Raw genomic sequence first — 13,564 nt, 5'->3', positions numbered from 1 at the left:
ACCGGGGGATGATACCGGAGACACTGAAAAAATCGCTCCAGGCGCGGGTCGCCTCCGCCATCACCGCCCGCGAGGCGGCGGTGGACGTGATGAAGGAGCTGCAGGCCCACTACGGCTGGCTGACCGACGAAGCGGTGCAGGAGGCCGCGGCGCTCTTGGGCCTCTCGCCGTTGCAGGTCGAGGAACTGGCCACCTTCTACGAGATGATCTACCGCCGCCCGGTGGGGAAGAAGGTGATCCACGTCTGCGATTCCATCTCCTGCTGGTGCGCCGATTGCGACAAGATCATCCAGTACCTGAAGGACAAGCTCGGCGTCGGGCTGGGCGGCACCACGGCAGACGGCATGTTCACCCTGCTCCCGTGCTGCTGCATGGGGATGTGCGGCGACAGCCCGGCCATGTCGGTGGGCGGGGTCCCCTACGGCAGGCTCACGCCGGAGCTGGTGGACGAGATACTGGAAGCGGAGCGGCATAAGGTGTAGAAAAAGGCGATGCCCTCACCCCGGCCCTCTCCCGAAGGGCGAGGGATTTCCCATCCCTTCTCCCTCCGGGAGAAGGTGCCCCGAAGGGGCGGATGAGGGCGCTGGCCACAGGGTGAAAGACAGCACACGACAAGGAATCATGGACCTTCCTCTTTTCCGACATAACCGCCCCAACCGCGTGGTCACCTTCGACGAGTATCGCGAGGAGGGGGGCTTCGAGGGGCTGAAAAAGGCCTTCTCCGGGATGAGCCCCAACGACGTGCAGCAGGCGGTGCTCGACTCTGGGCTGCGCGGGCGCGGCGGCGCCGGCTTTGCCACCGGCAGGAAGTGGTCCTTCGTCCCCCGCGACCTCCCCGGACCGCGCTGGCTCATCTGCAACTGCGACGAGATGGAGCCCGGGACCTACAAGGACCGGGTGCTCCTGGAGCACAACCCGTACTCCCTGATCGAGGGGATGACGCTTGCCTGCTACGCGCTCGGTGTCCGGCACGCCTTCATCTTCATCCGGAAGGGGTATGAGAAGGCGGCGGCCAACCTGGCGCGCGGCATGGAGGAGGCCAAGAAGGCGGGCCTGCTCGGCGAGCATATCCTGGGGAGCGAGCACTCCATCGAACTGGACCTGCACCTCTCCGCCGGGCGCTACATCTGCGGCGAGGAAACGGCGCTGATCAACGCGCTGGAAGGGAAGCGCCCCAACCCGCGCTCCAAGCCCCCGTTCCCCGCCATAAAGGGGCTCTGGCAGGGGCCGACCGTGGTCAATAACGTGGAGACGCTGGCCAACGTCCCCGCCATCGTCGCTAACGGCGCGGCCTGGTTCAAGGGACTGGCGCTTAATCCCGAGGGGGCCGGCAGCAAGCTCTTCTGCGTGAGCGGCTCGGTCAAGAACCGCGCCTGCGTCGAGCTACCCATCGGCACCACGCTCGGTGACATCATTGACGGCGCCTGCGGGGGCATGCGCGACGGCAAGAAGTTCAAGGCCTGCATCCCGGGCGGCGCCTCGACCCAATTCCTGAAGCCGGAGCACTGGAACCTCCCCATGGACTACGACACCGTGGCCAAGGCCGGTTCGCGCCTCGGCTCGGGAGGGGTGATCGTCTTCGACGAGGGGCACTGCCTGGTGGAGGCGACCCTGAACCTGATCAACTTTTTCGCCCGGGAATCGTGCGGCTGGTGCACCCCGTGCCGAGAGGGGCTTCCCTATGTGAAGGAGATCCTGACCCGGATCGAGAACGGGCGCGGCGAGGAAGACGACATCACCATCCTGCGCGAGCACGTGAAGTACCTGAACTACACCTTCTGCGCCCTCGCCCCCGGCGCCATGGCTCCGCTGGACGGCCTGCTGCGCGATTTCGAGGACGAGGTGCGGGACCATATCGTCAAGAAGAAGTGCCCGTTGAAATAAGTTCCCACGGCTGCACCCTCACCCCTGCCCCTCTCCCGGAGGGCGAGGGGGAGCGCGGGCAGATGATACAAGGATGAAAGAGGAAGATGCCCAAGCTGATCATCGATGACATACCGGTAGAAGTGGCGCCGGGGACCAGCGTTCTGGAGGCGGCCCGTAGCGTCGGGATCACCATCCCGCACTTTTGCTACCACCCAGCCCTGGCCATCGCCGCCGCCTGCAGGCTCTGCGCGGTCAAGCTCCTGGACGGCCCGGTAAAGGGGATCCAGATGTCCTGCGCGCTGCCCGCCCAGGACGGCATGGTGGTCTCCACCACCGACCCCGAGGCGCTCAAGATGCGCGCGCTGGTCATCGAGTGGCTCATGCTGAACCACCCGCACGACTGCCCCGTCTGCGACGAGGGGGGCGAGTGCCTGCTGCAGGATTTCACCATCGCCGGGGGGCACAGCCGCCGCCGTTACCAGGGGAAGAAGCGCACCTTCCAGAACCAGTACCTGGGCGAGGGGATCCACCACGAGATGAACCGCTGCATCGAGTGCTACCGCTGCGTCCGTTTCTACCAGGACTACGCCGGCGGCACCGATTTCGGGGTAATGGGGAGCGCGGGCCGGGTCTACTTCGGCCGGTTTCAGGAGGGAGCACTGGAGTCCCCCTTCTCGGGCAACCTGGTGGACATCTGCCCAACCGGCGTCTTCACCGACAAGACCGGGCGTTTCCGGGCCCGCTACTGGGACTACCAGTTCGCCCCCTCGATCTGCCAGCACTGCTCGGTCGGTTGCAACACCTCGCCGCAGAACTTCCAGCGCGAGACCATCAAGATCGTCGGGCGCCGCAACGACCAGGTGAACGGCTGGTTCATCTGCGACCGCGCCCGCTTCGACAAGGGCTACCTGAACGACCCGCAACGGCCGCGGGAACCCCGGCTGGATGGCGCCACCTGCGGCTACGACGTCGCCGTCGATGCGGCGGCCAAGTCGATCGCGGAGTTCGTGCGTAACAACGGCGCCGACAAGCTCGCCTTGGTCGGTTCCACCAGGCTTTCGCTGGAAGGGATGATCGTGCTGGCACAGGTCGCAGAGGCCGCAGGCGGGGCAAAGGTTTGCTACTTCGACGACGCCGGCCTGCAGCAGGGGAGCCTGGCGGCGGCCAAGCTGCTTCACGAGGAGAACGCGGCCTACGTAAAGGACATCGAGCAGGCGCAGTGGATCGCCCTGCACGCCCTCGACCTGATGGAGGAGGGCCCGATGCTGGCCCTCGCGGTGCGCAAAGCCTTCCTTGCGGGAGCCCAGATCTTCCTGGTCGCCGGGGACACGCTGCCGGCGTGTAAGGCACTTCCCTTCAAGTACACCTCGGTGGAGACCCTGGACCAGGTCCCGTTCGAGGGTGGCGGCAAAGGGGTGATCATCTGCGGAGCAGGCAGCAAGGACCCCGAGCTGTTGGCCGAAATGGCCTCCAGCGGCGCGAAGCTGGTCATGCTGCAGCCGGGCCCGAACGGGTTTGCGGCCGCACTCCTCACGCAGCAACACGCTGCCGGCCCCTTGGCGGAACTGGTGGCGGCCCGGCAGGTGCAGGCGGTGGTCTGCTTCGAGGCAGATGTGCCGCAGACGTTGCTTTCCGACCTGGAGGTGCTGGCAAATGCGGACTGGCGCCGGGGGGCAGTGGAGGCGAAAGCACCTATCTTCCTCCCCACCACCACCTGGGCCGAGTCCGACGGCACCGCCATCAACTACGAGGGAAGGGCGCAGCGGTTTGAGCGCAGCAGGGTGGCCGGGTTGCCGCTCAAGGGGCTCGACCCGAAGTACTACGGCAGCGCCACCGAGGCCGTCACCCTGCATCCGCCCCGGGTGCACCGCAAGGATGTCCCCGGCGGCGCCGAACGCGATGCCTGGCAGGTGATGGCGCAGTTGATCGAGAGGCTGGGGGGAGAGCCGGTGGAGCCGCTGACCGGCAAATGGCGCGCGCTGAAAAGCCTCGACCCCGAAGGCGAAGGGGTACGGATTTTGGAGATGGGTTTGGGCGAATGATTATTCGCCCCTACAAGCTATCCCTCTCCCTTTGGGAGAGGGCTCGGGTGAGGGCGCCGCTTGGCTCCACCATGTTCGACTGCAGTGAATTGCGCAATCTCCCTCACCCGGCCTCCGGCCACCCTCTCCCGGAGGGAGAGGGGACGTGGACAGGCAAAAATGTGAAGGAATGAAGTCATGACCTGGACTGCCACCGACATAGCGCTGATGCTGGGCAAGATCGTGCTGCTCTACGCCATTATCCTCACCGGCGCGGCGTACCTGGTGCTGGCGGAACGGCGCATCCTTGGCTTCCTCCAGGACCGGATCGGCCCCAACCGGGTCGGCCCCTTCGGCCTTTTGCAGCCCTTGGCCGACGTGATCAAGATGCTCACCAAGGAGGACATGATCCCGAAGGCCGCAGACCGCCTGCTCTTCTCGATGGCGCCGGCAATGGCCGCAATCCCGGCCATACTGACCTTCGCCATCATCCCGGTGGGGGCTCCGCTGCAGCTCTTCGGGCGCCAGGTGAACCTGCAGGTCGCCGACCTGAACGTAGGGGTGCTCTTCTTCATGGCGCTCTCCTCCGTCGCGGTCTACGGCATCGCGCTGGGGGGGTGGGCCTCCAACTCCAAGTACGCGCTCTTGGGAAGCATCCGCGGCCTGTCCCAGCTGATCTCCTACGAACTGTCCATGGGGCTGTCGCTGGTCCCGGTGGTGATGCTGGCCAAGTCGCTGAGCCTCGCCGATATCGTCAACGCGCAGGCCGACATGCCCTTCATCGTGTACCAGCCGGTCGCCTTCGTGATCTTCCTGGTCAGTATCCTCGCCGAGTGCCGCAGGATCCCCTTCGACCTGCCCGAGGCGGAGGGGGAACTGGTGGCCGGCTTTCACACCGAATATTCCGGGATGCGCTTCGGGCTCTTCTTCGTCGGGGAGTACATCAACATCATCTCGCTGAGCTCGCTCGCTTCGCTCTTCTTCCTGGGCGGATGGCGCGGGCCGCTGCTGCCGCCGATCGTGTGGTTCTTCATCAAGGTCGGATTATTCTCGTTCCTGTTTATCTGGGTCAGGGGAACCCTCCCACGCCTTCGCTACGACCAGCTCATGCACCTGGGCTGGAAGTTCCTGACACCGCTAGCTCTTCTCAATATTCTAGTCACCGGGTGGTGGCTGGCTTTACGATAAGAGGCGTTGTACTGGGCAATGTATTCTCACAAAGGAGGAACTGCGATGACAACAACCGTGGAAGTCGAGTTGGGGGCAGGGTTCAGGGCACAGGTGGATGCGGTGGACAAAAACGGCCACACCGCTCTCATGGACGCAGCGAAGGCCGGCAACCTGGCCGAGGTGGTCGACCTGATGGAGAGGGGCGCCAACCTCGCGGCCAGAAGCGACAAGGGAAAGACCGCGCTGCACTTCGCGGCGGCGCACGGCAACGCGGACGTGGTACGCCTGCTGTTGCAAAAGGGGGCCGAGGTCGACGCCCGCGACCGTGACGGCCACACGCCTCTCATGCTGGCAGCGAACTACGGCTGCACCCAGACCACGCAGATGCTGGTCGACAGCGGGGCCGACCCGCTGGCAATGTCGTACTCCGGAACCACCGCCCTGGCCTACGCAGAGAACAACCAGCACAGACAGACCCTCGACGTCTTGATGAAGTCACTACGGCCCAACTAACACCTCCTTCCGGCAGGCAGCCCCGCGCTGCCTGCCGGGCCCCGGCCGCGCCGGCTGAGCTGTTGACGCTGCGAGCGGCCGAAACCCATTTCGCCGGCATCTACCACGGCACCAACGACACTTCGAGCAGGAACAGATGCCCATACTGAACGACATAAAAGAAATCCTGACCGGACTTTCCATCACCTTCCGGCACATCTTCCGGAAGCCGGTCACGGTGCAGTTCCCCGAGGAACGCAGGGCGATGCCCGAGCGCTTTAGGGGCAGCATCGTCCTGACCCGCGACCCCGACGGCGCCGAGCGCTGCGTCGCGTGCTATCTGTGCTCCGGGGCCTGCCCCGTCGACTGCATCTCGATGGCCGCGGCGGAGGGGGAGAACGGACGGCGCTACGCCGCGTGGTTCCGTATCAATTTCTCGCGCTGCATCCTGTGCGGCATGTGCGCCGAGGCGTGCCCGACGCTGGCCATCCAGATGTCGCCCGAGATGTTCCATTGCAAGCGCCAGGTCATCGACATGGTCTACGAGAAGGAGGACCTGCTGATCGACGGCACCGGCAAGGATCCCAATTACAATTTCTACCGCCATGCCGGGACCGGCGTGGTGCAGCCGCGCGGTAGCGGCGCAGGTGAACAGGCACCGGCAGATCCGAGGAGCCTGTTGCCGTAAGGCTAGGAGTCCGGAGACTTGCCCCCTCTCCCTCTGGGAGAGGGGATGAAGAAGCCCCATCTCATGCAGATGAGGAAAACTGGAGCGAAATGGAAGCAACCCTTTTCTACATACTGGCGGCGGTACTCCTGATCGGGATCCTGCTCGCCATAACGGCCCGGCAGGTGGTGCGCTCCATCGTGTACCTGGTGACCTCGTTCTTCGCCCTGGCCCTGATGTTCTACCTCCTGGGTGCGCCGCTCATCGCGGCCTTCGAGGTGATCATCTACGCCGGGGCCATCATGGTGCTCTTCCTGTTCGTCATCATGATGCTGGAACTGGAATCGCCCGAGAAGCTGCCGCACCCGCACCTGAAAAACTGGCTCCCGGCCCTGCTCCTGGCCGGCGCCGTTGTCGGGTCGCTGGTGGTCCTGCTCTGCTCCCGCCTGCAGGCGGTGCCGCCCGGATTCATCGAGATCCCGGTACGGCAGTTCGCCTTCGCCCTCTTCAAGCAGTACGGGGTTGCCGTGGAGGTGGTTTCCATGCAGCTTCTCTTCGCGCTGGTGGGCGCACTCTACCTCGGGAGGCGCAGATGAGCGTACCGCTTTCCCACGTGCTGATCGTGGCGTCGCTGATGTTCGCCATGGGCCTTGGCTGCGTGGTCGCCTGGCGCGCCAACGTGATCATGATGCTGATCGGCATCGAGATCATGCTGAACGCGGTGATGCTCACCTTCGTCGGCGGCTCCGCCCACTGGGGCATCGCCGATGGCCAATTGTTCTCCCTGATGCTGATGGCGCTGACCTCGGCGGAGGTCTCGCTGGCGCTCGCCATGGTCGTGTACCTGCACCGGCGCAAGCAGACGGTCGATACGGACCAGTTCGATTCGATGAAGGGATAGCGTTCTTTCCCTCCCTCTCCCCCCGGGAGAGGGCCGGGGTGAGGGCGCCGGCAGCGGCAACCAGGTGCCTTGGCACCGCCCTCACCCGCCCTGCGGGCACCCTCTCCCAAAGGGAGAGGGGATGTGGACGGACACAAGGACAACAAATTACGGCAAGGATGACAATGCTTCCCATCTACCTGACATTCATGCTCCTGTTACCGCTCCTAGGCGGCCTCACCTGCGCCGTTGCGGGCCGCAAGCTGCCGCGCGCGCTGGTGGAGGTGCTGGCCTGCGCCACGGTCTGGGGAAGCTTCGTCTGCTCCGTCTTGGCGGCCACAGTCTACACCGGTCCGCAGGTGATCACCCTTGCCGACTGGTTCGCCAGCTTCGACCTTGCCATCCCGGTCTCGCTCTACCTCGACCCCCTTTCGCTCTCCATGGTCGTCATGATCGGCTTCGTCTGCGGGCTGATCCACGTCTATTCGGTGTTCTACATGCGCGAAGACGAGGACTACGCGCGCTACTTCGCCCTGCTGAACCTGTTCGTGTTCGCCATGCTGACCCTGGTCCTCGGGGAGACCCTGCCGCTTCTGTACCTCGGCTGGGAAGGAGTCGGCTTCTGCTCCTACCTCCTGATCGGCTTCTGGTACTCGGATCCCGACAACGCCACCGCCGGCAGGAAAGCATTCATCACCACCAGGTTCGGCGACGTCGCGCTGATGATCGCACTGGCCTGGATGTTCCAGCTCTTCGGCACCCTCTCCATCACCAAGGTGAACGGGATGGGCTTCCTGATGCCCGTCTCCGTCCTCACCATGCTGGGCATCCTGTTCCTGGTCGCCGCCATGGGCAAGTCGGCGCAGATGCCGCTCATGGTCTGGCTCCCGGACGCGATGGCCGGCCCGACACCGGTCTCCGCCATGATCCACGCCGCCACCATGGTGACCGCAGGGGTCTACCTGCTGGCGCGCCTGTTGCCGCTCATCGGCAGTTCCAAGGCTGCCCTCGCCGCCATCGCCGTGACCGGCGGACTCACGGCCTTCTACGGCGCCACCTGCGCGCTGGCGCAGCGGGACCTGAAACGGGTGCTGGCCTATTCGACCATCAGTCAGATCGGCTACATGATGCTCGGCGTCGGCGCCGGGGCGGTGACCGCGGCCACCTTCCACCTGCTGGTGCACGCCTTCTTCAAGGCGCTGCTCTTCCTCGGAGCCGGCTGCGTCATCGCGGCCATGCACCACGAGCAGGATATCTACAAGATGGGCGGCCTGAGGCGCTCGCTGCCGCTCACCTTCTGGAGCTTCCTGATCGGCGCCGCCTGCCTGGCCGGAATTCCGCTCACCGGCGGCTTCTTCAGCAAGGACAGCATCCTGCTGGCGGTGTGGCTCAAGGGGGGCGTGCTGTACCAGGCCCTGTACCTGCTTGGCCTGCTCACGGCCCTGATCACCGCCTTCTACAGTTTCCGCCTGATGTTCCTGGTCTTTGGCGGGGGCAACGGGCACGTGCACCGCAGTTCCGGCCTCACCGTCATGCAAGCCGTGCTGATCCCGCTCGCCATCCTGGGTCTGTTCGGCGGCCTGCTCGACCTCCCCTCTTACCTCGGCGGCGGCTACCTGAGCGGCTTCTTCGCGACGCTTCCTGCCAGCGACATCCCGACCGGTTCGCACGAGCAGGAGATTGCGCTGCAGGTCGTGGCAGGGATCGTGGCGCTGCTTGGTCTGGGAGCCGCGTACTTCCGCTATGGCAAGGGACGCTCCGAGCGGATGCGGGAGGCGCAGGCGCAGCCGTCGCCCCTGCTCTCTTTCCTGGCCCAGGGTTGGTATTTCGACAAGCTGTACCACCTGGTCCTGATCCGTCCCTACCAGGCCTGCGCCGGTTTCTTCTCGGAGCGGGTGGACCGCGGAGTCATCGACGCCTCCGTGGACGGTCTCAGTGCCGGACTCGGCGGCGCCGGGCGCCTGTTCGGGCGCTGGAGCACCGGGAAGGTCGCCGTGTATCTCATCAGTTTCGCCGCCGGGGGAGCCCTGATCCTGGGCTACCTCGCCTGGCTCGCGCTGTAACGTAACCGGCGCCTGCGCGCCAACGGGAATTGCCGATGACTTCTCTCATCCCGATGCTCACGCTGCTCATCTTCCTCCCGCTCTGCGGGTCGCTGCTGGTCTTCGCCCTCCGGCGCAGCGATGCGGCAGTGCGCGGTGTGGCGCTCGCCTTCAGCCTGGCTGAACTGGCGCTGTGCCTTTGGCCGCTCGCGCTCTCCGGTGAGAAAGCCACCGGCGCGCCTGCCGGGTTCTTCCTGTACCAGGATGCGGCGTGGATCGAGCGTTTCGGGATCCGCTACACCCTGGGCATGGACGGGATCAGCCTGGTCATGACTATCCTCACCGCCTTCATCACCTTGATCGCGGTCCTCTCGGCCTGGCAGGTGAAGGAGCGCGCCGGGCTGTTCTTCGCGCTTCTGCTCGCCCTGCAAGCCGCCGTCCAGGGGCTGTTCCTGAGCCTCGACCTGTTCCTCTTCTACCTTTTCTGGGAGGCGATGCTGATCCCGATGCTGCTGCTGATCGGCGTCTGGGGGAGCGGCCGCCCGGTGTACTCCACCATCAAGTTCTTCATCTACACCTTCGTGGGTTCGCTGCTCATGCTGTTGGCGATCATCGCGCTCTACCTGATGCACGGCGCGCAGAGCGGGAGCTACACCTTCGCGCTTCCCGAACTGGTGCGCACCAACATCCCGTACGACATCGGGCTGTGGCTGTTCGCCGCGTTCCTGCTCTCCTTCGCAATCAAATTCCCGCTGTTCCCGCTGCACACCTGGCAGCCCGACGCCTACTGCGACGCCCCGGTAGCCGGCACCCTGATGCTCGGCAGCCTCCTCTCCAAGACCGCCGCCTACGGCTTGATCCGCATCGCCTTTCCGCTCTTCCCGGAGGCATCCCGGGCGCTCACGCCGCTGATCTTCGTGGTGGCCGTGCTCGGCATCGGCTACTTCGCCTGGATCGCTTTCGCGCAGCGGGACATGAAGCGGATGCTGGCATATTCCAGCGTCAGCCACATGGGCTTTGTCGCGCTCGGCATCGCCGCCTGGAGCCCCGTCGCGGTCTCCGGCGCGCTGCTGCAGATGGTGAACCATGCCGTCACCACCGGCGCGCTGTTCATCGTGGTGGGCATGCTGGAGCAGCGGGCAGAGAGCCGCGATCTTTCCAGCTACGGCGGCACCTGGGGCAAGATCCCGGTCTTTTCCTTCTTCTTCCTGCTCTTCAACATGGCGTCAGCCGGGGTGCCGGGGCTAAACAACTTCGTAAGCGAGCTGATCATCCTGGTGGGGACCTTCCGGGTCGCGCCGTTAGCGGCGGCCATTGCCTTCCTCGGGACGATACTGACACTGGTCTACACGGTGCGGCTGGTGCAGGAGGTGCTGTTCGGCAAAGAGAAGCAGCCGCTGGAACTGAAGGACCTGTCGCTGAGAGAGGCGGGGGTATTGGCGGTTATGGCGCTGGTGGTGGTAGGGCTGGGCGTGCACCCCGGGCCGGTGCTGGAGCTGTTCAGGATGCCGTTGGAGGTACTGCTTAAACCATAACCCCGGAACACAGAGGACCCAGAGGTCCACAGAGGGCACGGAGGAAAACCTTGTATGGATGCTAACGTCATTACAGGGCATATCATCGATGCAGCTCTCAAAGTCCATACGGCACTAGGTCCGGGCCTACTGGAAAGCGCGTACAAGGCATGTCTGGTCCACGAAAGAATTATCCTCTGAGCCCTCTGTGGACCTCTGTGTCCTCTGTGGTGAGCTTTTCTGCTTTGGAGCCTGAATGACTCTACAAGACTTATATACGATCATGCCGATCTTGATCACCGCTGGGGCCGCGCTGTTTGTGCTGCTGTGCGGACCGGTGCTCTTGTCGGCGAGCCTCACGGCCATTGGGGTGACCGCGTCGGCGGCGGCGGGCGTGTGGGCGGCGCTCTCGATACCGACATCCACCCAGGCGGTCGCGGGCCTCGCATTCACGCCGCTGGCGCGATTCCTTATCCCGCTTTTTTGCTTTGCGGCGGCACTCACACTGCTCCTCTCCCATAGCTACAACGAACGCCGCGGCATCAAGGGTGAGGAGTTCCCCGCCACGGTGCTCTTCGCCCTGTTCGCCTTGTGCGTCCTTCCTTGCGCCACCAACATGCTGATCCTGTTCCTCGCGCTTGAGTCGGTCTCCTTCGCCTTCTACATCCTGGTCAGCATGGACCTGAACCGGGCCGAATCGGGAGAGGCCGGCCTTAAGTACCTGCTTCTGGGGGCAGTGGCTGCGGCCTTCACGGCCTTCGGCTTCGCCCTCCTCTTCACCGGCAGCGGGACGCTGCAGCTCTCCGGGGCCCTGGCCCGGCCCGACAACAGGGCCATCATCTCCGCGGGATGGGGCGTCATCCTGGTGGGCATCGCCTTCAAGCTCTCCCTGGTCCCCGGGCACCTCTGGACGCCGGACGTCTACCAGGGCGCCCCGGCGCCTGTCTCGGCCTTTCTCTCCACCAGCTCTAAGGTCGCCGCCGCAGCGCTGCTGCTGATGCTGCTGGCCCTGTCCCCCCCGATGCCGGAGCTGCGCGTCCCGCTGGCCGCGTTGTCGGTGCTCTCCATGGTACTGGGTAACCTGGCCGCGCTGATGCAGCAGAACATCAAGAGGATGCTGGCCTACTCGTCGGTGGCCCACATGGGCTACCTTACCCTCGCCCTCTTGAGTGGCAGCCGTGACGGCTATGCCGCCGTCCTCCTATACGGCGCCATCTACACCGCGATGAATCTTGCCGCCTTTGGCGCGATTGCCTCCCTCTCTGTCGATCAGGAAAGGGAACTGCTCACCGATTATGCCGGACTCGGCTTTGCGGCTCCCCTCCGTGGGGGCGTGCTGGCCCTCGCCATGATCTCCCTGGCCGGCATCCCGCCGGCTGCGGGATTCATCGGCAAATTCTTCATCTTCTACTCCGCCATCAAAGGCGGGGCGATCTCCCTCGCCATCATCGGCATCCTGAGCGCTGCCGCTTCGGCCTATTTCTACCTCAGGGTGGTGGCTCAACTTTACATGCACCGTAGTGAAGCTCCTGCGCCTCAGCCCGTCTCTCTCGCTGAAGGCCTCGCCCTCTGCTGCGCATCTGTCGTGATCCTCGTGATCGGTGTCTACCCTGGGCCGCTGCTGGACGCCATCGAGGCGGTGCTGCACTGAAGCGGTGTTGGGAGGGATGGCAGAGGGGACAGGCTCCGTAGGTGCCTGTCCCCCTAGCGGAACGCTCACTTCTGCACTTCTTTCCACAGGCCTAAGGGGACAGGCACCTAGCGGAGCCAGTCCCCTCCTTCGGGGAGAAAAAGGCACCGCCCCATCGGGCAGGTGCCTTTTTCTTTTACCCACGTTATCTCGTGTTGTGATTACTGCAGGCTATCCCGGAAGGTGTTCAGGTACTGAAGATCGAAGGAACCGTCCATCTCGCCGTACATGATCTCGAGGGCCTTCTCTTTGGTAAGTGCCTGTCGATAGGACCTGTTGGTGGTCAGAGCGCTGAAGACGTCGGCAATGGCGGTGATCTTCGAGCTCCTGGCGATGTCGTAGCTGGAGAGGCCATCGGGGTAGCCGCTGCCGTTCTCCTTTTCGTGGTGGTGTTTGACGATGCCGAGGGCAACGGGCGTGAAGATCTCCAGGTCCTTCAAAGTGCTGTAGCCGTAGACCGGATGTTTCTTCACTTCCATGAACTCCGACGCCGAGAGCTTGCCCGGCTTGTCCAGCAGTTCCTTGGGCACGTAGACCTTGCCGTAGTCGTGGAACAGCGACCCCATACCGACGTCCATAAGTTCGTCCTTGCCCAAGTCGAACTCCCTGATATGCAGCGATATCGAGTAGGTAGCGACCTGCACCGAATGCACGTAGGTATAGGCATTGTGGTCCACCAGGCTGCTCAGGGCCGGCATCACCCCGTCCGAACCCATCACGTCATTGAGGATGTGCTTGATAAGGTTGCGACAGCGATCCACGTTCTGCCTGATGGCAATGGCGGGACTATCGAAGATTTCCTGCACGTAGTTCACCGATGCCTGGTACAGCATGGTCTGCTTGAGCTCCGGCTCGATGCTGTCATCACCCAGCAGCAACGGAAGATTCGCCTCCACGTACTGGTTGTAGGTCGACATTTCCGCTGCCTTGACAAAGAGGTGCTTCACGTTGTTGTCCAGCAGCCGTTCCTTGTCGCTTTGGGTGAATGAGAGCTTGGGGTCCTTGTACAGCACGTGGTTTTCGCCGTGCTTGATGAACAGGGCGACACCCGGCAGTGTTTCCGGTATCAGGGATTCCAGCTGAATCATTCGGTACATGCCCTACCTCCTGAAGAAGTGGGAACCGCGCCGCAGCAATGTTACTGGAACATTCGGATCGTCTGCCTGTGTCATTATTAAAAAATACAAACGTTAGTCTATCATGTCTTTTCTGGATTACCGCC

13 protein-coding genes are annotated in these 13,564 nt (G+C 64.0%); 12 read left to right on the top strand and 1 reads right to left on the bottom strand.

Annotated features, from left to right (window positions below; all coding sequences use genetic code 11):
* The first annotated feature begins 8 nt into the window (after positions 1-8).
* The 12 genes from nuoE (at position 9) to H7687_RS01715 (ending at position 12,303) form a co-directional block, all read left to right on the top strand.
* Positions 9-482 carry an NADH-quinone oxidoreductase subunit NuoE gene (nuoE, locus tag H7687_RS01770; protein ID WP_183344463.1) on the top strand — a complete coding sequence of 158 codons (474 nt, stop codon included), beginning with the start codon at positions 9-11 and terminating at the stop codon, positions 480-482.
* Positions 483-621: 139 nt separating this feature from the next.
* Complete coding sequence (locus H7687_RS01765; RefSeq protein WP_183344461.1) at positions 622-1,884, top strand: complex I 51 kDa subunit family protein; 1,263 nt, start codon at positions 622-624, stop codon at positions 1,882-1,884.
* An 86-nt stretch (positions 1,885-1,970) separates the two neighbouring features.
* On the top strand, positions 1,971-3,908 hold the full coding sequence (nuoG, locus tag H7687_RS01760; protein WP_183344459.1) for an NADH-quinone oxidoreductase subunit NuoG: 1,938 nt from the start codon (positions 1,971-1,973) through the stop codon (positions 3,906-3,908).
* Between the two features lie 177 nt (positions 3,909-4,085).
* Positions 4,086-5,075, top strand: coding sequence for an NADH-quinone oxidoreductase subunit NuoH (gene nuoH / locus H7687_RS01755; RefSeq protein WP_183344457.1), 990 nt, complete (start codon positions 4,086-4,088; stop codon positions 5,073-5,075).
* 45 nt (positions 5,076-5,120) lie between these two features.
* Positions 5,121-5,570: an ankyrin repeat domain-containing protein gene (locus H7687_RS01750; RefSeq protein WP_183344455.1), complete on the top strand. Its 450-nt coding sequence runs from the start codon at positions 5,121-5,123 to the stop codon at positions 5,568-5,570.
* Positions 5,571-5,706: 136 nt separating this feature from the next.
* Positions 5,707-6,237 (top strand): NADH-quinone oxidoreductase subunit NuoI, encoded by a 531-nt coding sequence (gene nuoI, locus H7687_RS01745; protein WP_183344453.1) that lies wholly within the window; start codon positions 5,707-5,709, stop codon positions 6,235-6,237.
* A gap of 89 nt (positions 6,238-6,326) precedes the next feature.
* Positions 6,327-6,812, top strand: coding sequence for an NADH-quinone oxidoreductase subunit J family protein (locus H7687_RS01740; protein WP_183344451.1), 486 nt, complete (start codon positions 6,327-6,329; stop codon positions 6,810-6,812).
* Positions 6,809-7,117: an NADH-quinone oxidoreductase subunit NuoK gene (nuoK, locus tag H7687_RS01735; protein WP_183344449.1), complete on the top strand. Its 309-nt coding sequence runs from the start codon at positions 6,809-6,811 to the stop codon at positions 7,115-7,117. Before H7687_RS01740 ends, nuoK begins: the two co-directional genes overlap by 4 nt.
* Before the next feature lie 164 nt (positions 7,118-7,281).
* Entirely contained in the window at positions 7,282-9,159 is a 1,878-nt protein-coding gene (gene nuoL / locus H7687_RS01730) for an NADH-quinone oxidoreductase subunit L (protein WP_183344447.1), read from the top strand.
* 35 nt (positions 9,160-9,194) lie between these two features.
* Positions 9,195-10,673, top strand: a complete 1,479-nt coding sequence (locus tag H7687_RS01725) for a complex I subunit 4 family protein (protein ID WP_183344445.1) — start codon at positions 9,195-9,197, stop codon at positions 10,671-10,673.
* Between the two features lie 54 nt (positions 10,674-10,727).
* Positions 10,728-10,853, top strand: a complete 126-nt coding sequence (locus H7687_RS01720; RefSeq protein WP_246404511.1) for a GxxExxY protein — start codon at positions 10,728-10,730, stop codon at positions 10,851-10,853.
* A gap of 55 nt (positions 10,854-10,908) precedes the next feature.
* Positions 10,909-12,303, top strand: a complete 1,395-nt coding sequence (locus H7687_RS01715) for an NADH-quinone oxidoreductase subunit N (protein ID WP_183344444.1) — start codon at positions 10,909-10,911, stop codon at positions 12,301-12,303.
* Positions 12,304-12,503: 200 nt separating this feature from the next.
* Here H7687_RS01715 and H7687_RS01710 read toward each other — a convergent pair whose 3' ends face one another.
* Positions 12,504-13,439: an HD-GYP domain-containing protein gene (locus tag H7687_RS01710; protein ID WP_183344441.1), complete on the bottom strand. Its 936-nt coding sequence runs from the start codon at positions 13,437-13,439 to the stop codon at positions 12,504-12,506.
* Positions 13,440-13,564 lie beyond the last annotated feature (125 nt).

The sequence above is a fragment of the Geomonas paludis genome, from assembly GCF_014193585.1.
Lineage (GTDB): Bacteria > Desulfobacterota > Desulfuromonadia > Geobacterales > Geobacteraceae > Geomonas > Geomonas paludis.
The sequence above is the reverse complement of the archived record's forward strand: the minus strand, read 5'-3'. Positions and strand labels throughout refer to the sequence as shown.

Bases quoted from the DNA above. Each gene is read 5' to 3' on its own strand.
- nuoE (WP_183344463.1), top strand. From the start codon at position 9: ATGATACCGGAGACACTGAAAAAATCGCTCCAGGCGCGGGTCGCCTCC.
- nuoG (WP_183344459.1), top strand. From the start codon at position 1,971: ATGCCCAAGCTGATCATCGATGACATACCGGTAGAAGTGGCGCCGGGG.
- H7687_RS01765 (WP_183344461.1), top strand. From the start codon at position 622: ATGGACCTTCCTCTTTTCCGACATAACCGCCCCAACCGCGTGGTCACC.
- H7687_RS01720 (WP_246404511.1), top strand. From the start codon at position 10,728: ATGGATGCTAACGTCATTACAGGGCATATCATCGATGCAGCTCTCAAA.
- H7687_RS01750 (WP_183344455.1), top strand. From the start codon at position 5,121: ATGACAACAACCGTGGAAGTCGAGTTGGGGGCAGGGTTCAGGGCACAG.
- H7687_RS01725 (WP_183344445.1), top strand. From the start codon at position 9,195: ATGACTTCTCTCATCCCGATGCTCACGCTGCTCATCTTCCTCCCGCTC.
- H7687_RS01715 (WP_183344444.1), top strand. From the start codon at position 10,909: ATGACTCTACAAGACTTATATACGATCATGCCGATCTTGATCACCGCT.
- nuoI (WP_183344453.1), top strand. From the start codon at position 5,707: ATGCCCATACTGAACGACATAAAAGAAATCCTGACCGGACTTTCCATC.
- nuoK (WP_183344449.1), top strand. From the start codon at position 6,809: ATGAGCGTACCGCTTTCCCACGTGCTGATCGTGGCGTCGCTGATGTTC.
- H7687_RS01710 (WP_183344441.1), bottom strand. From the start codon at position 13,439: ATGTACCGAATGATTCAGCTGGAATCCCTGATACCGGAAACACTGCCG.
- nuoH (WP_183344457.1), top strand. From the start codon at position 4,086: ATGACCTGGACTGCCACCGACATAGCGCTGATGCTGGGCAAGATCGTG.
- nuoL (WP_183344447.1), top strand. From the start codon at position 7,282: ATGCTTCCCATCTACCTGACATTCATGCTCCTGTTACCGCTCCTAGGC.
- H7687_RS01740 (WP_183344451.1), top strand. From the start codon at position 6,327: ATGGAAGCAACCCTTTTCTACATACTGGCGGCGGTACTCCTGATCGGG.